This window comes from Aquimarina penaris (assembly GCF_040786285.1).
Taxonomy (GTDB): Bacteria; Bacteroidota; Bacteroidia; order Flavobacteriales; family Flavobacteriaceae; genus Aquimarina.
Genome location: NZ_JBFMKQ010000005.1, coordinates 254,789 through 276,482 on the forward strand (window position 1 = coordinate 254,789; position 21,694 = coordinate 276,482).

General features: G+C 33.2%; 20 protein-coding genes. 11 read left to right on the top strand and 9 right to left on the bottom strand.

The features are described 5' to 3' along the window. Positions 1-139 precede the first annotated feature (139 nt). From ABW637_RS20720 to ABW637_RS20730, 3 genes are all read left to right on the top strand, one after another. On the top strand, positions 140-2,536 hold the full coding sequence (locus ABW637_RS20720; RefSeq protein WP_367586641.1) for a glycoside hydrolase family 31 protein: 2,397 nt from the start codon (positions 140-142) through the stop codon (positions 2,534-2,536). 9 nt (positions 2,537-2,545) lie between these two features. Then, on the top strand, positions 2,546-3,136 hold the full coding sequence (locus tag ABW637_RS20725; RefSeq protein WP_367586642.1) for a YdeI/OmpD-associated family protein: 591 nt from the start codon (positions 2,546-2,548) through the stop codon (positions 3,134-3,136). A gap of 530 nt (positions 3,137-3,666) precedes the next feature. Further along, complete coding sequence (locus tag ABW637_RS20730; protein WP_367586643.1) at positions 3,667-4,449, top strand: hypothetical protein; 783 nt, start codon at positions 3,667-3,669, stop codon at positions 4,447-4,449. Between the two features lie 78 nt (positions 4,450-4,527). Here the strand turns inward: ABW637_RS20730 and ABW637_RS20735 are convergent, their stop codons facing one another. Continuing rightward, positions 4,528-5,373: a M57 family metalloprotease gene (locus ABW637_RS20735; protein ID WP_367586644.1), complete on the bottom strand. Its 846-nt coding sequence runs from the start codon at positions 5,371-5,373 to the stop codon at positions 4,528-4,530. 273 nt (positions 5,374-5,646) lie between these two features. Further along, positions 5,647-6,225 carry a hypothetical protein gene (locus ABW637_RS20740; RefSeq protein ID WP_367586645.1) on the bottom strand — a complete coding sequence of 193 codons (579 nt, stop codon included), beginning with the start codon at positions 6,223-6,225 and terminating at the stop codon, positions 5,647-5,649. A gap of 248 nt (positions 6,226-6,473) precedes the next feature. Here ABW637_RS20740 and ABW637_RS20745 point away from each other — a divergent pair, with 248 nt between their 5' ends. Beyond that, positions 6,474-7,532, top strand: coding sequence for a sensor histidine kinase (locus ABW637_RS20745; protein ID WP_367586646.1), 1,059 nt, complete (start codon positions 6,474-6,476; stop codon positions 7,530-7,532). After that, positions 7,529-8,278 (top strand): LytR/AlgR family response regulator transcription factor, encoded by a 750-nt coding sequence (locus ABW637_RS20750; RefSeq protein ID WP_367586647.1) that lies wholly within the window; start codon positions 7,529-7,531, stop codon positions 8,276-8,278. The genes ABW637_RS20745 and ABW637_RS20750 overlap by 4 nt, the downstream gene beginning before the upstream one ends. Before the next feature lie 6 nt (positions 8,279-8,284). Here ABW637_RS20750 and ABW637_RS20755 read toward each other — a convergent pair whose 3' ends face one another. The 4 genes from ABW637_RS20755 to ABW637_RS20770 all read right to left on the bottom strand — a co-directional run bounded on the left by ABW637_RS20755 (position 8,285) and on the right by ABW637_RS20770 (position 12,599). Further along, on the bottom strand, positions 8,285-8,944 hold the full coding sequence (locus ABW637_RS20755; RefSeq protein ID WP_367586648.1) for an alpha/beta hydrolase: 660 nt from the start codon (positions 8,942-8,944) through the stop codon (positions 8,285-8,287). Positions 8,945-8,993: 49 nt separating this feature from the next. Continuing rightward, entirely contained in the window at positions 8,994-9,323 is a 330-nt protein-coding gene (locus ABW637_RS20760) for a DUF4870 domain-containing protein (protein ID WP_367586649.1), read from the bottom strand. A 100-nt stretch (positions 9,324-9,423) separates the two neighbouring features. After that, entirely contained in the window at positions 9,424-10,677 is a 1,254-nt protein-coding gene (locus tag ABW637_RS20765; protein WP_367586650.1) for a dihydroorotase, read from the bottom strand. Then, the gene (locus ABW637_RS20770) at positions 10,674-12,599 is read right to left on the bottom strand and encodes a vWA domain-containing protein (protein ID WP_367586651.1); all 1,926 of its coding nucleotides are present in this window, start codon (positions 12,597-12,599) and stop codon (positions 10,674-10,676) included. Before ABW637_RS20770 ends, ABW637_RS20765 begins: the two co-directional genes overlap by 4 nt. Before the next feature lie 236 nt (positions 12,600-12,835). Between ABW637_RS20770 and ABW637_RS20775 the strand changes: the two genes are divergently transcribed. Then, complete coding sequence (locus ABW637_RS20775) at positions 12,836-14,071, top strand: DEAD/DEAH box helicase (RefSeq protein ID WP_367586652.1); 1,236 nt, start codon at positions 12,836-12,838, stop codon at positions 14,069-14,071. Positions 14,072-14,113: 42 nt separating this feature from the next. Here the strand turns inward: ABW637_RS20775 and ABW637_RS20780 are convergent, their stop codons facing one another. Both ABW637_RS20780 and ABW637_RS20785 read right to left on the bottom strand, forming a co-directional pair. Then, the gene (locus ABW637_RS20780) at positions 14,114-15,091 is read right to left on the bottom strand and encodes a YitT family protein (RefSeq protein WP_367586653.1); all 978 of its coding nucleotides are present in this window, start codon (positions 15,089-15,091) and stop codon (positions 14,114-14,116) included. A 243-nt stretch (positions 15,092-15,334) separates the two neighbouring features. Continuing rightward, positions 15,335-15,868 carry a porin family protein gene (locus ABW637_RS20785; protein WP_367586654.1) on the bottom strand — a complete coding sequence of 178 codons (534 nt, stop codon included), beginning with the start codon at positions 15,866-15,868 and terminating at the stop codon, positions 15,335-15,337. 151 nt (positions 15,869-16,019) lie between these two features. Between ABW637_RS20785 and ABW637_RS20790 the strand changes: the two genes are divergently transcribed. Then, entirely contained in the window at positions 16,020-17,582 is a 1,563-nt protein-coding gene (locus ABW637_RS20790) for an NAD(P)/FAD-dependent oxidoreductase (RefSeq protein ID WP_367586655.1), read from the top strand. 3 nt (positions 17,583-17,585) lie between these two features. Here the strand turns inward: ABW637_RS20790 and ABW637_RS20795 are convergent, their stop codons facing one another. Next, on the bottom strand, positions 17,586-18,794 hold the full coding sequence (locus ABW637_RS20795) for a sensor histidine kinase (protein ID WP_367586656.1): 1,209 nt from the start codon (positions 18,792-18,794) through the stop codon (positions 17,586-17,588). Positions 18,795-19,078: 284 nt separating this feature from the next. Between ABW637_RS20795 and ABW637_RS20800 the strand changes: the two genes are divergently transcribed. From ABW637_RS20800 to ABW637_RS20815, 4 genes are read left to right on the top strand one after another with little or no spacing between them, the layout of a single operon-like run. Next, entirely contained in the window at positions 19,079-19,930 is an 852-nt protein-coding gene (locus ABW637_RS20800; RefSeq protein ID WP_367586657.1) for an ABC transporter ATP-binding protein, read from the top strand. Then, positions 19,914-20,666, top strand: a complete 753-nt coding sequence (locus ABW637_RS20805; protein WP_367586658.1) for a hypothetical protein — start codon at positions 19,914-19,916, stop codon at positions 20,664-20,666. The genes ABW637_RS20800 and ABW637_RS20805 overlap by 17 nt, the downstream gene beginning before the upstream one ends. A 2-nt stretch (positions 20,667-20,668) precedes the next feature. Next, positions 20,669-21,049: a GntR family transcriptional regulator gene (locus tag ABW637_RS20810; RefSeq protein WP_367586659.1), complete on the top strand. Its 381-nt coding sequence runs from the start codon at positions 20,669-20,671 to the stop codon at positions 21,047-21,049. Continuing rightward, entirely contained in the window at positions 21,036-21,584 is a 549-nt protein-coding gene (locus tag ABW637_RS20815) for a GIN domain-containing protein (RefSeq protein ID WP_367586660.1), read from the top strand. The genes ABW637_RS20810 and ABW637_RS20815 overlap by 14 nt, the downstream gene beginning before the upstream one ends. Positions 21,585-21,694 lie beyond the last annotated feature (110 nt).

The following is a 21,694-nucleotide window of genomic DNA, read 5'->3' on the forward strand; positions in this document are numbered from 1 at the left end:
TTTTGTGATTCTTCTTGTATAGATTGATTTTTGTTGAAAATTCAATAATTTTATTGCTGAACGTATTGCTATACTTTGATTCTAAGAGGATTCAGTTATATTTGATTTCTTTTGAATCAAAAGCTAAACATATCACAATATGAATACCAAATTCCTTTCCTTTTTTTTATGCATTACAATTGTCACTTTTAGTGTTTCCTGTAAAAAGAAATACGAAGGACCATACCAGGGTTTTAAAGATAAAGGGACTTATATAGAGGTGTATAAACAAGATGGTAGATACATTATCAAACCATATTCTGATAAAATTATAGAGACTTCTTTTATTCCTGAAGGAGAAGCTTTTAATCCTGAATCTCATGCAGTTATATTAAAACCTAATATCGAAGGTGATATTAGAGAAAATGATAGTGTGTTAACGTATACCACTTCTGGGATTGCTGTACATATTGTTAAAGAACCTTTTCATATATCATATTCATATAAAGGGAAAGAACTGATTTCAGAGAAGAAAGGATATCAAAAGACCGATTCAACCGAAATTCTTGATTTCAACCTTGATAAAACTGAAGTTATCTACGGAGCAGGAGCAAGGGTAGTCGGAATGAATAGAAGAGGAAAGAAGCTTGAGTTGTATAATAGAGCTCATTATGGATACGAAACGCACTCTGAGCTAATGAACTTTACCATGCCATTGATACTTTCTTCTAAAGTATATGCAGTTCATTTTGATAATGCCCCAATTGGTTTTTTAGATATTGATAGCAAAAAGGATAACACACTGGCCTATGAAACGATTAACGGGAGAAAAACCTATCAGGTAATTGCTGGTGATGATTGGAAAGATGTAATGAACGAATATACAGATCTTACTGGTAAACAACCATTGCCACCTCGTTGGGCATTTGGAAATTTTGCTAGTCGATTTGGTTATCATTCAGAAAAAGAGACCAGAGAAACTATAGAAAAATTTGCTCAGGATAGCATTCCTCTTGATGCTGTTATTTTAGATATTTATTGGTTTGGTAAGGATATTAAAGGACATATGGGGAACCTGGAGTTTTTAAGTGACTCTTTCCCAACACCAAAACAAATGATTAATGATTTTGCAGAAAAAGGAGTAAAAACGATACTTATTACAGAACCTTTTGTACTAACAACCTCTAAAAAATGGGATGAAGCTGTTGAAAAAGGTGTTTTAGGAAAAGACTCTGTTGGTAACCCATTTAAATATGATTTTTATTTCGGAAATACCGGAATCATTGATATATACGATCCTAAAGGAAAAGATTGGTTCTGGAATATATATAAACAATACACCAAAGAGTACGGAGTAGCAGGATGGTGGGGAGATTTGGGTGAACCCGAAGTGCATCCATCAGATTTACAACATGCTACTGGAAGTGCAGACGAGGTTCATAATATTTATGGGCATGATTGGGCGCGTTTAGTACAAGAAGGATATCAGAAAGATTTCCCCGATCAAAGACCATTTATCTTAATGCGAGCAGGATATTCTGGCTCACAGCGTTTTGGTATGATTCCATGGTCTGGTGATGTAAGCAGAAGTTGGGGAGGATTACAACCACAAACCGAAATTGCATTACAAATGGGAATGCAGGGAATGGGCTATATGCATTCTGACCTTGGTGGATTTGCAGGAGGTGAGACTTTTGATCCAGAATTATACAACCGTTGGTTGCAATACGGTGTGTTTCAACCAATATTTAGACCGCATGCACAAGAACACATTGCTCCAGAACCCGTTTTTCATGATGCAAATACAAAAGCATTAGCAAAAAAGAGTATCGAACTACGATACAGTCTACTGCCTTATAATTATACCATTGCTTTTGACAATAATCAAACAGGAGTGCCATTAATGCGCCCATTATTCTTTGAAGATATGGGTAATAAAGAGCTTTATGAGATGAGTTTTGCTTATTTATGGGGAGATAACTTCTTGGTATCACCTGTGGTAAAACCCGGAATTGCCTCGATGGATATTCCTTTTCCAAAGGGAACTAACTGGTATGATTTCTTTAGTGGTGAAAAATATGAAGGAGGTATTTTTAAAACGGTAGACGTTGTAAAAGAGCATGTGCCTGTATTTGTAAAAGCAGGTTCTTTTATTCCGATGGTGGCCCCTGTGCAAACTACAGATGCTTATTCAACCAAAGATTTGATAGTACATTATTATCATGATTCTGCAGTAAAGACGAGCTCAGGAAAGTTATATGATGATGATGGTAAAACACCTAATGCTTTTGAAAAAGGGAAGTATGAACTACTGAAATTTAATAGTACAACGTCATCAACTAAGCTTTCTATTCATGTATCTGCAGAAAAAGGAGAGCAATATGCGGCAAGTACTCGACAAATTACTCTTTTGGTTCATAATATTGAGGCAAAACCAAAATCTGTGACAATAGGTGAGGAGTCTGTCTCTTTTGATTGGAATGAAACAGAAAAGACATTGAAAATTACTTTAGATTGGAATTCTGCTGAAGCAAAGAAACTGGATATTTCTTTGTAATTTAACGCTATGGAAAAAAACAAATCCGTAGAAGAGTTTATCGCTAAAAAAACCGAGTGGAAAAGAGAACTTGAAACCTTACGATCTATTATGCGCTCTACCGAAATGGAAGAAACCATAAAATGGGGTATACCGGTGTACACTTTAGGTAATAAGAATGTAATAGGAATGGGTGCTTTTAAATCCTATGTTGGGATTTGGTTTTATCAAGGAGTTTTTCTGAAAGACAAACAAAACAAGTTGATCAATGCGCAAGAAGGAAAAACTAAAGGATTGAGACAATGGCGATTTACATCAGAGGATGATATTGATCAGGGTTTGATACTTCAATATGTAAATGAAGCTATTGAAAATCAAAAGGAAGGTAAAGAAATCAAACCTGAGAAGTCAAAAACGGTAGACATCCCTTCAGAATTAAAGACTGCATTAATGTCTAATGATAAGCTTCAAGAATCTTTTGAGCAATTAACCCCTTTCAAACAAAAAGAATATATAGAGTATATCACTACTGCAAAACGAGAAGCTACTCGTCTTTCTCGTTTAGAAAAAATAACCCCTATGATTCTTCAAGGTATAGGATTAAATGATAAATATAGATAATTTCTTATCTGATTTTAAATTTTTCACAACGAAATACCCTTCAAAAAACAATATAAAAGTACCAAATATGTCAATGTTTTTATTGTGACCAATAAAGTACTTGTACATTTCATTACATAATTTGGGTTTATTTTTTTATAAAATTTATACTAGTACTTTAATGAAATCACATCTTGTGATAGTCTTTTTTATTATTATAATAATTGTTTAACCCTATTTTTATTTTTAACATAATATTAATAAGAAAAAGGGCATTCTTCCTCTCTTTTTTAGTCTAAAAAAGGCATGTTTTAAAACACTTGCAAATGCATCAAAATTAGTACGTATAAACCGTATTTTAACTATCAAAATAAATTTTAAACAACTGTAATACAGTTGATTAATAAGTAAAAATCATCTACTTATTAGTATATTGTTAAATTCTTAAAATCGTTTTCGTGAATGGTTTAAACTACTAATTTTGTATCAAAATATTGTAGGAAGTTTCTATACTATTTAAGTGTTTACGTCCCAAAATAAAACATGAATCAATGACAAAATTTGAATATCACAAGATTGTTAAGATCGAAGAAAATTCTCCGTTAGAAAATAGACTATATAATCTATTTAAAGCTGCTATTAGTGATGAGGTTTCTATTGCTCATTTTAGAAAGCTATTTACAAAGTATGATAGTATGGATATGCACATAATGATGAAAAATGGAAAAGATATAGGGATGTCATATTTCATGTATTGTAAAAATCCGGAGTATAAAAAAGACTTGTATATTCGATTGGGTATTGGTATAATTAAAGAAGAAAGAGGTGGATCATTTTTTCCGAAAAGCTTAATTCTAAAAACAATGCTTAAAGCCAGACTAAAGTATCTTTTTACCAATATCTACATGGTGGCCATCACCATGAATCCAATAGTGTATGTAGCTACTTGTAAGTACTGGAAGTATACATATCCTAATCCGATTATTAATACTCCGCAAAATATTTTGGAGTTAAAGAATAGGACATTAGATCACTTTATGATGAATGAAATCGAAGAAGATATTATAGGTATCCCTTTTTCTATGCCTGGCATTGAAGATGCAAAAAAGAAATTTGCTGATACCGAAAGTGATAATGCTTTTATTAAATATTTTGCAACAAGAGTCAATGCAGAAGAAACGGATAGAGGATTATTAACTTTTATTCCTGTTGATTTTATAAACCTATTTATTGTTGTTTTTAGAAAAACCAGAACCGATGTGATGAGGTTTATAAACAAAATACTCGAAGAAAACGGAATACCAATATTTGAGGAGTATAGTCCGATAAGATAATGGTTTAAATACATATATGATATCAAAAAACCTCACAGTGCTTTACGCTGTGAGGTTTTTTTATGGATCTAATTAATTTTAATATAAGAAATCCAAAGCTGTTGCATCGTCTTCGTTAAAAGGTCTATCACTTCCATCTGTACAGGATAACATCCAGGACGCGTCTTCGAGAGTTGCTCCTTCTGGGGTTCCTGGGATCAGATTAGCGCCGATATCACCTTCACCTTCATTAACGGGGTCACCACCACAAGAGATACTTCTATCAAAAAAATCTGTATGCCTAAAACCAATACAGTGTCCCATCTCATGGGCAACAATTGTGGCAATACCTTCTGTAGAAAGACCAAAGTTAGCGTTAAGAACACCACTTAATGAAATGTCATCAAAAGGATCTCCATCGTCTGTAGGAAAGCCTGCAGAACCTAGAACACCTACAAACTCTAAAAGAAAGTTTAGTCTCGATATTACGATGTCGGCATTTCGTACACTATTTGTTCTTTCAAAGGTGATTTCAAGATTTTCTGCATTGTAACGGTCAATAGCCATATCTACGGCTGCAGAAGTGATAGCATCAAATCCCCCTCTTCCTCCTTCTCGTGCAAATACAGTTATATTTCTACTACCATTTGTGACTACTAAATTATTAGTACTGTATTGTTTTTCAGAAATGGTAATACCATCACCTTTTTTACTTGGGCTCATGATCTTATCGAGAGAAAGATAAATATCACCCTCTACTAGGTAGCCCTCTTTGTAATGAATTGGTGGTTGATCTGTAACGTTAAATCCAGAAGCTTTAAGTGCAGTTAGGACTTCGTCGGATACTTCTCGATTTACGGTTGTTTCGTTTTCTTGCTGCTCACAAGAAACAAAAAAAACACTCAACAAAAGGATGAGTGCTAATAATGAATTGAATCTTTTCATGTTTTAGTATTTATGTTGATGTTAAACTCCTTAAATATAATTTAAAAATCACATAAATTCAATTGTAAAATATTAATTATGAGTATTTTGTGATAATTTATTACTTGTAAAAAACGAGGTTCATATATTCTGTTTTTTTTAAATTCTATAACCATTCTGTGCGATCTGAGTTTTTATGGTAGGGATTGATAAGCATTAAAATATATTGATTTTTAAACATTTTCTTTAAATGAAGGAGATCTTTAACAGATATTCAAGACAGAGCTAAACTCTTTAAAAAGTAAATTCTTGAATAAAATACTTACCATTTCTAACACGTATTCTGGCCTTCGATTTGAAGGACGAAAAATCAAATAATTTTTTAACCACCAATTTAGTTGATATTATTTTTGGTATTAAAGTATTTCCTTGTTCATCTACAACATCAATGATCACTTTCTTTTCTAACGAATTTAGGAGATAGAGCAATACTTCTTTTTCTTTTTTAATAAAAATAGGTTTAAAAATTTCAATGGGTTTTCCTTGAACAATTGCTCTCTGTTTATCAAATTTATAGGTAACTTCTATACTCTTGTATTTATTTTCAATATGTACTTTAAATCTATCTCCGTTTAGTCTATCTAAGGAGAATTCTTGCTGTAACTGGTTCGGGCTTTTTTCGGTTTGATTAAACATAATTGCATTGGATCGGTCTTTAATCGTTATAGTGGTTTGGATATCTTCAAAACCAAAATATTCGAGTAGTATAGTTTTATTTTCAGAAGAAACCAGTACTATATTTTTAAAGTCGTCGCTAGCAAAACTTACAGTGTTTAATACTACTATTAGCACTAAGGTTAAATACTTTTTCATGATGAATAAATTTTATTATTTCCTATAAATGTATAGCAAGAGATGATACCATTTTTGGAAAGAGGACAAGGGATATGATCCCAAATGCAGATAACTCTGTAACTATATAATTAAGGATGAATTACGTGGATTCGTATTTTAATGTTTGTTTGCCCTGGTATTGGTAATTCGTCCTTTATTTTTAAACCTTGGTCATGAAAATTAGACTCTTTAACGTTCTAGATCATATTTAGTCGTAATATAGTAGTATGAATTGGTTAAAGACATATGACACCTGGACACTAGAACGTATCAGTAGGCATCTTTTATACTGGAGTACTTGGAGTATTTTGTATGTGTTGACCAATTATTTTACCGTGTACGATAGAACACTTTGGCAATGTATTAGCCATGAGTTATTGGTTCTTCCTATTAAAATGGGCTGTGCTTATTTTATTGCCTATTTTTTAATGCCCCGATACCTGTATAAAAGGCGATATCTTGAGTTTATATTAACCGCTATGGTAACGACAGGTGTTTTTGGGTGGATGTTATTATTGTTATACTATGAGATGATTTATCCAACAATTTTGGGTAAAACGGGACATTATTACACAGACCACGCAAGCTTTATTTATAAAGGTGTAGAATTAATATATATTACTTCTTTGGTACTGGGTATAAAGTTTTTTCAGAATTTTTTGCAAGAACGTCAACGTAATCAGACCCTATTACAAGAAAAGATAGAGGCCGAGTTAAGGTTCCTGAAAAACCAAGTTCAACCTCATTTTTTGTTTAATACTCTTAATAATATTTATGGGATGGTATTATCAAATAATAAAAGTGCAGGAGAGTCTATTGTCAAACTTTCAGAAATATTAGGTTATTTACTCTATGATAGCGATGTTGAACTGATTTCGGTAGCTTCTGAGATTGATAATTTAGAAAATTTTATTGAGTTAGAATGTTTGAGATATGATCGAAAATTGGATTTCAGATATCAAAAATCTGTGATACCTTTTGATGTATATATTTCACCTTTAATTTTATTACCTTTTTTAGAAAATGCTTTTAAGCATGGCCCGGCAAAAGAAGAAGGAAAGTCTATAATCGATTTAAAAATTGAGATAATAAATAACACATTGAGTTTTACGATTAAAAATACTTATAATGAGGTGTCAGTAGATAATAATTTGAAGTCGGGTATTGGTATGAAAAATATTATAAAAAGATTAGAATTGATCTACCCCGAAAGACATGAGTTATGTATTAAAAGAGGAAAAATGTTTGAGGTGAATTTGAAAATTAAATTATCCAAAAGCATATGAGTAAAAAAATCAACTGTATAATTATTGATGATGAAGAAATGGCTACAAAAGTTATAGCCAAGCATTTAGAAAATGTACCTGATTTTAAAATTGTTGGTATTTTTCATAGTGCTGTTGAAGCATTTTTAATAATTGATGATTTAGAAGTAGATGTACTATTTTTGGATATACAAATGCCTAAAATAACAGGGCTTTCTATGCTGAAAATGTTAAAAAGACAACCCTTAACTGTACTTACCACTGCCCATCGTGAGTATGCGATCGAAGGGTTTCAGTTAGAAGTGGTTGATTATTTATTAAAACCAATAGGACTCAATAGATTTCTTCAAACTATTAGCCGTATAAAACGACTGGTTAGCAAAAATGATCACCAAATTCATATAGAAAAAAGAGAAACAGGAATTGTTTCAGAAGACCCCGAAACTCTTGATCATATTTTCATTAAATCAGAAAGAGCATTTCTAAAAATTGATTTTTCTACCATTCTACAAATTGAGGCCATCAAAAATCATATAAAAATCGTAACAACAAAAGGAACTCATATCAGTCTTATGCCAATTTCAGAATTTGAGATGAAGTTACCTCCTCATGATTTTATACGTATTCACCGCTCTTATATCATTAACACGACACATGTAAAACGTTTTGATAATAATAGTGTAACTAATGATAGTGGAGTATTTCCTATAGGAAGATCTTATAAAGAAATTGCAAGAGATTTATTAAACAAAAGATTACTTAAATAAGGTAGACTAAATTAAAGTACTCAACCATTCTTTAAATTGATAAAAATTTTGCGGAGCAACACCATGACCCACCGGAAACTCATTTAATGAAGTGACTATATTTAATTCTGCAAGCTTAGCGGGTGCTTTGCGCGCCCAATCCACTGGGATTACCTGATCTACACTACCATGAGAACAATAGATATTAAGGTTTGAAAAATCATTTTTTTCATATCCGTCTTTTAGAATATCTTCGTTTAGGTACCCACTTAATGCGATCACATTTTTCACTTTTTCTGGATAAGATAGTGCTACAGAATAACTTAATATAGTGCCCTGACTAAACCCTAGTAAAGTCACATTGTTACCATCTAAGCTATAAGCTTCTACAGCTTCAGTAATAAAATCCGCTATTTTATCTCGAGACTCTATGGCTTGCTGATCATCACTAAACTTTCCTTGTGTGTCATCAAAATAAATGGCATACCATGCATTACCATATGGTTGCATTGGGTATGGAGCTCGTACAGAGATGATAAAAAGTTCTTCGGGTAACTCTGGTGTAAACGAAAAAAGATCATTTTCATCACTACCATACCCATGAAACATGAATAAAACAGGAGTCTTATCTTTCTTAATTGTTGGTTCTTTGATGATATGATGCAGGGATAAAGTTTTTGTTTGCATGAATTGTAGTGCTATGTAATTAGAATTGAGTTGTTAAAGGGGATATGGATTACTTAATAAACTTAAACCAATCCTGAAAAAGAGGTCCAAGAATTGGAGCAGTTTTTTGCTCTTCTCGTATGGCTGTTATAATACCAAAAGCCCATAATACAAATATAAAGATGTAAAATGCTGAAGATATCCCCCAAGAGTCAAAAACACTCGCTAGCGCGCCTAAAAGGTAAAATGAAATGTTAATACCTAATGCTTGCCTGATATGAAAACTTGCAAATTTGTTTTTACTGTCTTGATTCATAAAAAAGGCTATGATGGTACCTATAATTGTAAGATAAGCTACAATAGCTGCCGTTTTTCCTTGTTTTGCGTAATCTGATTGCATGACTGATGTATTATAATTTATTTCTATTGGTGTCAGACTGAGTTTTCCGAAGTGTTGTATTAGCTAAAAAAAACGTTACGGGCTTCGGTCGACATATTATTTATTTCAATACTATTTTTCCATTTGATACTATACCATAGGCAGAACCCTTTACTTGTTTTCCTATAAAAGCACTATTCTTAGAAGAAGAAAGTATATGTTCTTTAGTAAAAACAGAATTACCTTCTGGGTTAAATAGTGATAAATCAGCCTTATTTCCAATGTTGATGGGGTTGTTTTCTATTCCGAAAACAAATGCACCATTGGTTAGCATATATATTGCTTTTTCTGTCCCAAAAATGTTGTTTAATATACCAAATGCACTTTCTAGTCCTGTTGTACCGTATTTTGCATTATCAAATTCTACATTTTTATGCTCAATATCCATGGGTAGATGATCACTAGTAACCATATCTATGCTACCATCTTCGATTCCTTGTTGCAAAGCTTTTATATCTTTTTTAGTTCTTAATGGGGGTAATACCTTATAATTAGAGTCAAATGGCGCTAATTCGGCATCAGTGAGCGCTAGATGATGAACACTCACGCTACAGCTAACCTGTAGCCCTTTGGATTTAGCCTCTTTAATTAGTGCTACAGATTTAGCTGTAGAAATTGTTGGTATATGTAATTTTCCGCCAGTATATTCTAATAAGAAAAGATCTCTTGCAATTTGTAATTCTTCTGCCAGAGCTGGAATTCCTTTCAGACCCAATAAGGTACTTTGTTCTTCTTCATTAACCATGCCTTTTCCTGCAATGTCATTTTCCTGCGGGAAAGACATCACTAATCCATCAAAATTCTGAGCATAAAGGAGTGCAATCTTAAGCAAATTAGGGTTTTGAATTGATTTTTTATAATCTCCAAAAGCTATGGCACCAGCCTGTTGCATATCATATAGCTCTGCGATATCAACACCTTCAGATTTTATCGTTAATGCTCCTATCGGATAAAGTGATACGGGATTGTTTTGCGATTTTCCTTTAAGGAAACCCACAGAGGCACTAGTATCGGTTACAGGTAACGTATTTGGGTTTAAGGCGATACCGGTAAAACCACTTTTTGCAGCCACTTCTAGTCCATGTACTATGGTTTCTCGTTCCTCATATCCTGGTTCTCCATAGCTTACACTACTATCAAACCATCCCCGAGATACATGTAAATTTTCTAATTGTACCTCCTGACATCCATTTTTGGTGGTAATTGAAGTATTTATATCTGTTATAGTTCCATTTTCGACCAAAATATCAACTGTTTTATGATGAAAAGGTGACTTTGGATCAATTACTCTTGCAGCCTTTAGTAAAAAATTCATTTCAGATATTTTAATAGTAGTACTTCGATTAGTAAGAATATCAGCGCAAAAATAATAAACCATTTCCAAAGTTCATTCACACTAGTCTCTTCTTTTATTTGGTCAAAAAGTTCTGTAACAGAATCGTTTACCTCGTAGCTATCTGTGGTATTGAGATTATAGTATTGTAAATCACTTTCAGAGCTACTATAATTATAACTAACATGCTGGATAATGTTATTTTTATCTTGAAGTCTATAAATCCCTGCTTTAGTTGGCACTTCATCTGTGGTAATACGCACTTTTGTCGAAAAACTTTGTTGTAACGGAATAATATTCTCCAGATCAGAAATCAAAGATAATATACCATCTTGCCCAAGAGATACGGGCACATCATACGAATTAGTTTGCCCAATAGTATACGATATATCGGTATGTTGTAAGCTTTGTTTTCCGATAGTGTACAACGTAGGAACAATTAAGGGTGAATTCTTAAAATTTGAATTCTCATTGTTTATAGAAGCTGTAAAGGCATATATGCTTCGGGTCTTAAATAAGAATGGACTATTATCCTCGAAGGATAATATAACATTGGTAGCATTAGTTTGATAATAACTGTTCACTTTCGGGTATTGAAAATTAACCACTTTTTTATCAAATACTCCTCGATATAGAGGATGAGAAAAGTGTATCGTAGTGATCTTTTTTTCTTGTGTTTTCTCTGAAAGTAATCCAGAAGTAGAAAAACTATTGAAGAATTGTTGATACGACGTCAAATCACCTTCTTTAGCCGGTATAAAACAGATTTTACCACCTTGATCTGTAAAAGGTTTTAAAGCATTGGTTAACGATATAGGGATTTGTTTCACTTCATTAATTATAACCAGATTTGCATTACTAATGTCATTATAATTAAGTGTTTCAATAGCGTTACTGATTAGTAAAAACTCATCTGGAGTAAAAATATTTTTGATAAAACTATCATTAGCTTCGTTTATAGCAACAACCTTTATTTTTTCGGGAGTATTTATAGTAAAGTACCTTGAATTATCAAAAGTAATCGCAGGATCTTCTAGGGTTACACGCCCATTTATCTTTGTGTTTTCATCTAAACGAAACTCTGTAGTCGATTTACTGTTTTTAGAAACAGAAACAGCTGTTTTAGCAATCAATTTGTCATCATTATGAAGCGCAATAGATATATTTTCTGCATTGGCACTGGTATTACTCACTATTACCTGAAGCATTAAATCATTATTTGTATTGCGTTGCAGGTATACACTATCTATAGCTATATTTTGCCTTGTTACAGGTTGTAGTTGTACAAGGTTGGTTTTGGTATTAGAATCTGTAGGTAATGTAAATGCATCTTCTTTTTGTTGAAAATCTGAAACCATAATGATTCGTTTAATGGTTTCTGAAGATGTGCCAAGTAATTGCTTAGCTTTTAAATACGCTGCAGTATAAGGTAGCTGATTAGAGCTATATTCTAACTGAAGTAAATCGTTTTGAAAGTCTTTTTTAGAGACATTAGAAAATGTTTCTGTGTTGGTAAAAAGTGATATAGTTTCATCTTCGGGGAGATCACTAAGAATCTCTTGTACTGCACGTTTTAACAAAGGACCCTTTGAGCCCTTAGCTTGCATGCTAAATGAATTGTCTAAATAAATTACCGTTTCGCTTTTTTTGCCCACAATCTCATCTGAAGCCAGAAAAGGTTGTGTAAACGCCATAATAATTGACGCCAGAGCCAGTAAACGAACAAGGAGTGTAAGCCATTTTTTAAGCTGTGAGCTTTTTCGAGTTTGTATAGTCACTGCTTTTAAGAACTGTACATTGGTAAAATCTACTTTCTGAAATCGTCGTAATTGAAATAGGTGAACTATAATAGGAATGATAAGAGCAAAAAGGGCGTAAAGAAATTCTGGGTGTTTAAATTGCATTCCTATATGTTAATGAGACTTTGATTTTATATCCAATAGTAGTATTGGATCCATTCCTTTCTCGTGTAAATATAATACAAGATTTACGATTTATGATTTATGATTGATGAATTTTTAAATGTTCGTACATCAATACGCAAGTATAATAAGATATCCTAAAAATTAGGTGTACCTTTGGCTCATTATACAGAAATGGCATTCATACTAATTAAATGGTTATTTCTTAAACAGTTTATATGTCATTTAATACATTAGGATTATCTGATGCGCTATTAAAAGCCATCGAGAAAAAAGGATATACAACTCCTTCTCTTATTCAAGAAAAAGCTATTCCACCAATTTTAGAAAGAAAAGATGTTCTGGCGTCTGCACAAACGGGAACTGGTAAAACAGCGGGGTTTACGTTACCGTTATTACAGATTTTATCTCAGGGACAAAAATTAAGAAAAAGACCTGTACGCGCTTTGGTATTAACTCCTACAAGAGAATTAGCTGCTCAGATATTAGATAATGTAAGAGCCTATAGCGAGTTTGTTGATCTTCGATCGATGGTGATATTTGGGGGAGTAAACCAAAACCCTCAAATCAGAGCGTTAAGACATGGCGTAGATATATTGGTGGCTACTCCTGGTCGTTTACTAGATTTGCATAATCAAAAGGCACTTTCTTTGGCCAATGTAGAAATCTTGGTGTTAGATGAGGCTGATCGAATGCTTGATATGGGGTTTCAAAGAGATATCAATAAAATTTTAAATCTATTACCTTCAAAAAGACAAAACCTCTTATTTTCTGCTACGTTCTCTAAAGAGATAAAGCAATTAGCTAATGGGATTTTGCACCATCCGGTATGGGTTGAAGCCGCACCAGAAAATACTACTGCAGAAAAGATTGATCAAAAAATATACAAGGTAGATCAGAAAAGAAAAACGGAATTAATTATTAAGCTTATTTCAGAAGGAAACTGGAAACAGGTCTTGGTTTTTACCAGAACAAAGCATGGTGCAAATCGTCTAAGCGAAAAAATGGTTAAAAATGGTATTACGGCTGCTGCTATCCACGGTAATAAAAGCCAGGGAGCCAGAACAAAAGCTCTGGGAGGATTCAAGAAAGGAACAGTTCGTGTTTTGGTAGCTACAGATATAGCAGCAAGAGGGCTAGATATTCCATTATTACCACATGTTGTAAATTTTGAATTACCTAATATATCTGAGGATTATGTCCATAGAATTGGGCGTACTGGTAGAGCAGGAGCAAGCGGAGAAGCAATTTCTTTGGTAAGTCAGGACGAATTAAGTTATATAAAAGGAATAGAAAAACTACTGGGCGAAAAACTAGCAAGCGAAGTTGTAGAAGGTTTTGAACCCACAATTAGTACTCAAAATGAAAGCCCGGCGCGTAAGAATACTAATAATCATAGAAGACCTAAGTCAAGAGGTAATAACAAGAATTATAAAAGAAGGTCGAGAAGATAAACTACTACTAACTTTATAAGAAATTCTTAGATTTAATAATCTTTAATACTCAATAGGTCTTTTTTTGATCATGCCGCCACGTGTATCATTAATGCTATGCATGATTACAAATGCATTAGAATCTATCTTTTCTATTTCAGCATTAAGTTTACTGATTTCAAGTCGGGTAATCACAGTATATATAATATCGATTTGATTCATTTGTCCTTGATCTCCATTACCTTGCTTTCCTTGATAGATTGTTACTCCGCGTCTCATTGTATTGGTAATCATATCTACCATTTCTAGATTGGACTCAGAAATAATAGTAACTCCGGTATATTCTTCGATTCCTTCAATCACAAAATCTAAGGTTTTAGACGCTGAAAGGTAGGTAAGCATAGAGTATAATGCAGTCTCAACAGATAAGAGGTAAGCCGCCGCAGAGAAAATTATTACATTAATTATTGTGATAGCATCTCCAACTGTGCTCCCTAATTTTTTACTCATAAAAATGGCTAATACCTCTGTGCCGTCCAATACGCCTCCTCCGCGTACTGAAAGCCCTATTCCTGCACCTAAAAAGAACCCGCCAAATACAGAAACTAATAGCTTATCTTGTGTAACCTCAGGAAAATCAATTACGACAAGAGTAAAGGCAAGTCCTGATATAGCCATAATGGCTCGTATAGCAAAACGTTTGCCGATTACTTTAAGTCCAAGAATTATAAAGGGAGTATTTACGATTACAATAAGAATATAAAGTGGTATTGATGAAACTTCTGAAATGAGTAAAGAAATTCCTGTTGCTCCACCGTCGATAAACTGATTAGGCAATAAAAAGCTTTCGAGGCCAAAAGCAGCCGCAACAACTCCTAAAACCATAAAAAACATATCTTTAAGAAATGAAAAAACAGTAATTTTTAGTGTTGTAATTTGTTTCGAAATATCACCCAAATTAGGATCCGAAATATCCCGGGATTTTGTGAGTTTTTGTGCTAAAAACGTCTGAACAATTCTTCGTTTCCAGATTGATTTCATGTAGGATTAAGTGCGTATCGTTAATAGGTTTACTATCATAGTATAACTCTATAAAGCTACATAACCTTTTTATTCTCTAGACTAATTTTAACAAAGCTTTGGCCAATAAAAAAGTAGGAGGTAACCTCTTCCTTGTATGCTCTAGTAAGGGATGTAAATTCAAGTTGTATTGATGCTTTAATAGCTACAAAAAAAGGGTGAAAGTCAAACTTTCACCCTTCAGGAAATAATCCTATTTTTTTATTAGAAGATATAATACCCTACAGATATCTGGAATGCCGTATTTTTTCCATCAAAACCATCAACAACATCTGTTAATCCAAAGTTATATCGTATTTGTCCAAATACGGGTCCAAATTCAACCCCAGCACCTACAGCTCCACTAATATCAAAGCTTTCAGATTCTACTGTCGATAAAAAAGCGTCTTTAATGCCATCATTTACTACAAAACCAAATTGAGGTCCAGCTTCTACACTAAAAATCTTGGCAAATTTAAGTTTTGCCAACACAGGGATATTTAAGTAATCAATATCAAAATCACTTGTTCCCTGAGCAGAATATAAAAGTTCTGGTTGTAGAATAAAGGTGTCACCAAGCCCAAGCTGAAGAACAGCTCCTATATGATATCCTGTTCTTGAATCAGTGTCAACTCCAGCAACTTCAACATCAACGTTGGCTAGATTAAGCCCTCCTTTGAAACCAAACTTAACTTTCTGGGCATTTGCAGTTAGTGTAAAACCGATTACTGCAATTGCTAATAAAATAAGCTTTTTCATAATTGTAAATTTAAGGTTTGTTTAATTCAAATATATAAAACAATTACCTTAATAAACGGTTAAACTTTATTTATATTCTGTTATTTTAGTCCATACTTTTGAAATAAAGATTGTTGTATCTTCGCCTTATAAATAGAAACCCTACCTAAAATTGCAACACGAATTTACTATACAAGTGTCACCAGAGATTGCGGGGCATCCTGATCAACTAAAGGATGATATTGCACGAAAAAATGGCATTCCTAAAGATGAAATTAGTCACATTCAGATTCTTAAGAGGTCTATCGATGCTAGACAAAAGAATATTAAAGTAAACCTAAAACTACGTGTATTTGTACAAGAGGATTTTATAAAAGAGCATATAGAATTACCAGATTATCCCGATGTAACACATAATCCCGAAGTTGTGATTATTGGAGCAGGACCGGCTGGATTATTTGCTGCACTACGCTGTATTGAGTTAGGTTGTAAACCGATCGTTCTAGAGCGTGGAAAAGACGTAAGAAATCGTCGAAGAGATCTTAAAGCCATTAATCGCGACCATATTGTAAATGAAGACTCTAATTATTGTTTTGGTGAAGGTGGAGCAGGAACATATAGCGATGGGAAATTGTATACACGCTCTAAAAAGCGTGGAGATGTACAACGTATTTTACAACTTTTGGTGGGTTTTGGTGCTACAGATCAGATCTTAGTAGAAGCACACCCACACATTGGTACCAATAAATTACCAGATATTATTGCTGCGATACGAGAAAAAATTATTGAAAGAGGGGGAGAGATACATTTTGAAACCCGTGTTGTTGATCTAGAGGTTAAGTATTCTGAAATCAAAGGAGTAACACTTCAAAATAAAAATACGATTGCTACAAACAAAGTAATTTTAGCAACGGGACATTCGGCCAGAGATATTTTTGAACTTTTATATCGTAAAAAGATTGAGATCGAAGCAAAACCTTTTGCTTTGGGAGTAAGAGTTGAGCATTCTCAGCAGTTGATTGATCAGATTCAGTATAAATGTGAGGTTAGGAGCCCATATCTACCTCCTTCGCCATATAGTATTGTAAAACAAATCGATGGTAGAGGGATGTATTCTTTTTGTATGTGTCCGGGTGGAGTAATTGCGCCTTGTGCGACGAGTCCGGGAGAGGTGGTTACAAATGGTTGGTCTCCTTCTAAAAGAGATCAACCTACGTCTAATAGTGGGATTGTTGTAGAACTACGTTTAGAAGATTTTGAGCCATTTGCAAAGTATGGGCCTTTATCCGGAATGTATTTTCAGAAAAGTATTGAGCAACAAGCTTGGCATTTAGGAGGTGAAACCCAGAAAGTTCCTGCACAACGATTAGTCGATATGGTAGAAGGAAAAACGTCTGTAGACCTTCCCGTTACCTCCTATAAACCAGGTTTGACCTCTGTGGATATGAAAACAGTGTTTCCAGAGTTTATTTATCATACATTACAACATGGTTTTAAAGAGTTTGATAAAAGTATGCGCGGCTACCTTACCAACGAAGCTGTAGTGCATGCTCCAGAATCACGTACATCATCACCCGTACGTATTCCCAGAGATTGGAAAACACTAGAGCATATACAAATTAATGGGTTGTATCCATGTGGAGAAGGTGCAGGGTATGCCGGTGGAATTATATCTGCAGCTATTGATGGTGAAAAATGTGCTGAGGCATGTGTAAAAACACTAAAATCAAAATAGATTTTATTGCGGCTTTTGAATACTAAAATGAAAAGTAGTTTTCACCTTTACTTTAGACGTTACTTTAATGGTTCCATTGAGTTTTTGGACCAATTTTTTAACAGTTGATAACCCTATTCCGTTACCTTTATTGCCACTCCTGTCTGTCATATTAGCGGTAGTGAAGAGATCAAAAATGCCATCAATATCCTTCTCTGGAATGCCCATTCCATTATCTGTTATTTTGAAATAATAAAACTTTTCATCCTCGTCTGCTTCAATAGATATAACAATCTCTTCTTTGTCATTATATTTAATGCTGTTTCCTATAAGATTAAAGAAAATTTGTTTCAGCGCCAGTTTATTGCATTCTAACAAAGGATTATTTGCCGGATAGTGAATATTGAAATCTGGTTTTATACTTAATAAAGTAACTATTTCTTTCAGAAAATCATTTAAGTAAAACTTTTCGGGTTTATTTTTTAGTAAGCTTTCACTCTCATAATGCCCAAGAATGTCACTTATATAATTACTCATAGAAAAAGAAGACGTTTTAATATAATCGAAATATTCAAGGCTTTCTTTATCTAGTTTATCACCTAGGATAATTTTTAATAAATCGGTAGTAGAGATAATATTGGCAAGAGGCATTTTAAGATCATGCGAAATAACTCTTGCAAATTCTTTTAAAGATTCATTTCTTTTTTTAAGCCTACGCTGAAATTTTTCAAGATCATTGTTCTTCTTATTAAGCTCAAAAAGAATAGTAACTTGATTGGCCAGCGCCTTAAGAGATTTTATTTGTTGTTCTGAGAACTCTTTTGGTTTACCATCGATTACACAAAGAGTTCCTAATGCAAATCCGTCCTTATCTACCAGAGGTATACCGGCATAAGAAATTACCACTTTGTCTTTTTCTGTTAACGGATTATCATAAAAACGTTCGTCTTTGCGAGCATCATTAACAATAAATGGTTTTTCGGGTTCTAAAATAGCATGTGCACAAAAAGAATAATCCCTGTGAGTTTCAGAAACATCTATACCGTACCTAGATTTAAACCATTGTCTTTTTTCATCAACTAGAGTTATCAAAGCTATCTCAGTTCCACATAAATGGGAAGCCAACGCAGTAATGTCGTCGAATTCGTTTTCATACTCGGTGTCTAAAATCTTTAATGACTTTAGAGCTTCTAGTCTGAAATTCTCATTTGTGGGTATCGCAGCTGATATCATACCTATTGAAGAATTGATTTGAAGGTTCCAACAATTCTTAATAAAATTAACAAAAATAAGTTACATATTACGAAATAATTAACATAGCGTAAATGTTTTGTGGTATTTCCGTAACCCTGCATTTTAGTGTAGTTTAAGACTGTATTTAGTGATTTATAACGGGAAACAATGCCGAAATATTATCTATGATATAATAGGTATTGGCTTGTAGATAAAAAAAAGACTTGTTTAATTACTTTTAGTTGTTTACATTTGAAGTGTACTAGATAACTAATACACTAGATATGATTCAGGTTAAAAATATTAGATTCTACTATTCTCATAGTAAAATAGTTCTTAATGATGTCTCATTAAATTTTACTTCGGGTAATATATATGGCCTGTTTGGGAGGAATGGTGAGGGTAAAAGTACGTTAATGAAGATAATGACTGGATTACTCTTCCCCAAAGCTGGTTATTGTCGTATTCTTAATGAGAACACTTTAAAAAGATCAGTGAAATGCCTGCAGGATATTTTTATGGTACCCGAAGAGTTTGAGCTACCTGCAGTCAAAATCTCTACATATGAGCGAGTGAACTCATCGTTTTATCCTGAGTTTTCAAGAGATCAGTTTTATGAACTTATAGAAGAATTTAAACTTTCGGTTCATCAAAAGATATCGACTTTATCGTTCGGACAGAAAAAAAAGGTGCTTATTGCATTTGGGATAGCTACGAACACCAAGCTACTCCTTATGGATGAACCCACCAATGGACTTGATATACCATCAAAAAGCCAGTTTAGAAAGATTATGGCTTCTGCTGTAGATCAAGGAAAATGTATCCTGATTTCTACGCACCAGGTTAGGGATTTGCACAGTCTTATAAATCATATTGTGATATTAGATAATGCTAAGGTAACTTTTGATCAACCACTTTCTACTATTTCAGAATATCTGTGGTTTGGCAAACCTACACAAGAGGATAGAGCGTCTATTATTTATTCAGAAACATCTTATGGAGGAAAGGCAGTAGTAATGCGTAAAGATCATGATGAAACAGAAGTTGATCTAGAGTTGCTTTTTAATGCCGTAATCAACCAGCCAGATCGAATTAATACTATACTAAAAAATGTGTATCATGATGAAAGAGTATAACATTCGACGAATACGTAATTTTATCTATAGAGATATCGTATTGTTAAGAGGAGCTATAATTACTGCTTTGTCTGTGGTAAGTATTCTTATGTTCATCGTCATTTTATTTAGCTTACGAAAAGATCATTTAGTGTCACCAGGAGAGTTTGTGAGTATATTTAATAAGCTTTATATCATTTCAGGAATATTATTTATTTTTTCTGTTTTAAAAGAAATAAATAATAAAACCTCAAATCATTTATATGTATCACTACCAGTCTCATCCTATGAACGCATAACGGCAATCTGGCTCACAACCGGTATTTTGTATACCATAGTGTTTTCTTTTCTGTGTTTTTTGATTGGGCAATTTGCCATTTTTATCGGAAGCATCTTTTCTGAAACTAATTTTCATCTACTGCCGGTATTCTCTGAAGATTTTTGGACATCGATTAAATTCTATTTTTTCATACAACCCGTATTTCTTTACGGAGCGGTTACGTTTAATAAAAATAGAATTGGTAAAACCATACTCTCTGTTTTATTAATTGTTTTGGGGTTAATATTTTTTAATATGATGTTATATGGGATGCTTAATTATGGGTATGATGTGTTTTCTGGAGAAGAATTGGCCTCTGAGGCTTTTAGTCTTGCTTCAAAAGATTTTTCGGGAATAGAAAAGTTGCTATTCGTTGGTGTTTTTGTATCAACAATGCTCCTGGCCACCTACTTTAAAATAGTTGAAAAAGAAGTGTAGCTATGGATTTTAATAACAGTAAACCTATTTATTTACAAATTGTAGACTTTTTTTACGAAAACATCCTTGCAAAAAGATGGCACGAAGAAGAAAGAATACCTTCTGTTAGAGAGATTGCTGTTATGGTTGAAGTTAATCCTAATACTGCAATACGAGCTTTTAATTATTTGCAAGAACAGAATGTAATTTATAATAAGAGGGGAATAGGATATTTCGTTTCAGAAAACGGTTTTAATAAGGTGTTAGATATTAAGAAAATAGAATTTATGGAAGTAATCCTTCCTGATGTATTTAAAAAAATGGGATTACTTAATGTAACATTTGAAGAAGTAAAAAACTCATTTGACCAATATGTAAATAATTTAGACCATGAAAAAAAGTAATCTAATGGTATTAGGCGCATTAGGTGCGACTATCTTTTTTTTCTCAGCTTTTCAGTTTTCAATACATAGTTATGTTGAAAAAGGTGCTATTGAAGATGTTGAAAGTGGTGATTTTATTTCTGAAATAAAAACAATTCCGATGTTTAGAAAAATATCGGTCCATCATGGTATCCAGGTCTTTTTTAGGCAAGATAGTATGACTCAAGTTAGAGTAGAAGCCCCAAGAACGTTGATGCCTTATATACGTGTAAAGGTAGAACAAGAAAAATTGATCCTGGAGAAAACAAAACGAATGCAGAGTGTAGATAGTATTGTAATCCATATCACTAATCCTGAACTAGATGAACTATATGTTTTACCCGATGGGCATTTTAGAACCATAGGCATGGTTTCGGGAAAAGATCTAAAACTCGAGTTTAGTGATGATAGCAAAGGAAAGCTTGAATTGTCATATGAATCTGTGAAATGTAAAGCATCCTCAGAGTCAAAAGTAGTATTGAATGGGAATTCAAAAAATATCGATTTTTCTAATTAAAATAGTAATCATCATGTAAAAAATGAACTTTATGAATTAAAAAACAAACGTAATCAATTTGTTTTAAACATTAAAAGAGCCTAATCAACTCATTATTAATAATCATCAAT

What these genes read in the sequence shown, in the direction of transcription:
- ABW637_RS20795 (WP_367586656.1), bottom strand. Translation starts at nt 18,794, where the DNA reads ATGATATCAGCTGCGATACCCACAAATGAGAATTTCAGACTAGAAGCT.
- ABW637_RS20800 (WP_367586657.1), top strand. Translation starts at nt 19,079, where the DNA reads ATGATTCAGGTTAAAAATATTAGATTCTACTATTCTCATAGTAAAATA.
- ABW637_RS20735 (WP_367586644.1), bottom strand. Translation starts at nt 5,373, where the DNA reads ATGAAAAGATTCAATTCATTATTAGCACTCATCCTTTTGTTGAGTGTT.
- ABW637_RS20775 (WP_367586652.1), top strand. Translation starts at nt 12,836, where the DNA reads ATGTCATTTAATACATTAGGATTATCTGATGCGCTATTAAAAGCCATC.
- ABW637_RS20765 (WP_367586650.1), bottom strand. Translation starts at nt 10,677, where the DNA reads ATGAATTTTTTACTAAAGGCTGCAAGAGTAATTGATCCAAAGTCACCT.
- ABW637_RS20760 (WP_367586649.1), bottom strand. Translation starts at nt 9,323, where the DNA reads ATGCAATCAGATTACGCAAAACAAGGAAAAACGGCAGCTATTGTAGCT.
- ABW637_RS20720 (WP_367586641.1), top strand. Translation starts at nt 140, where the DNA reads ATGAATACCAAATTCCTTTCCTTTTTTTTATGCATTACAATTGTCACT.
- ABW637_RS20805 (WP_367586658.1), top strand. Translation starts at nt 19,914, where the DNA reads ATGATGAAAGAGTATAACATTCGACGAATACGTAATTTTATCTATAGA.
- ABW637_RS20780 (WP_367586653.1), bottom strand. Translation starts at nt 15,091, where the DNA reads ATGAAATCAATCTGGAAACGAAGAATTGTTCAGACGTTTTTAGCACAA.
- ABW637_RS20755 (WP_367586648.1), bottom strand. Translation starts at nt 8,944, where the DNA reads ATGCAAACAAAAACTTTATCCCTGCATCATATCATCAAAGAACCAACA.
- ABW637_RS20725 (WP_367586642.1), top strand. Translation starts at nt 2,546, where the DNA reads ATGGAAAAAAACAAATCCGTAGAAGAGTTTATCGCTAAAAAAACCGAG.
- ABW637_RS20740 (WP_367586645.1), bottom strand. Translation starts at nt 6,225, where the DNA reads ATGAAAAAGTATTTAACCTTAGTGCTAATAGTAGTATTAAACACTGTA.
- ABW637_RS20770 (WP_367586651.1), bottom strand. Translation starts at nt 12,599, where the DNA reads ATGCAATTTAAACACCCAGAATTTCTTTACGCCCTTTTTGCTCTTATC.
- ABW637_RS20750 (WP_367586647.1), top strand. Translation starts at nt 7,529, where the DNA reads ATGAGTAAAAAAATCAACTGTATAATTATTGATGATGAAGAAATGGCT.
- ABW637_RS20810 (WP_367586659.1), top strand. Translation starts at nt 20,669, where the DNA reads ATGGATTTTAATAACAGTAAACCTATTTATTTACAAATTGTAGACTTT.
- ABW637_RS20745 (WP_367586646.1), top strand. Translation starts at nt 6,474, where the DNA reads ATGAATTGGTTAAAGACATATGACACCTGGACACTAGAACGTATCAGT.
- ABW637_RS20730 (WP_367586643.1), top strand. Translation starts at nt 3,667, where the DNA reads ATGACAAAATTTGAATATCACAAGATTGTTAAGATCGAAGAAAATTCT.
- ABW637_RS20785 (WP_367586654.1), bottom strand. Translation starts at nt 15,868, where the DNA reads ATGAAAAAGCTTATTTTATTAGCAATTGCAGTAATCGGTTTTACACTA.
- ABW637_RS20815 (WP_367586660.1), top strand. Translation starts at nt 21,036, where the DNA reads ATGAAAAAAAGTAATCTAATGGTATTAGGCGCATTAGGTGCGACTATC.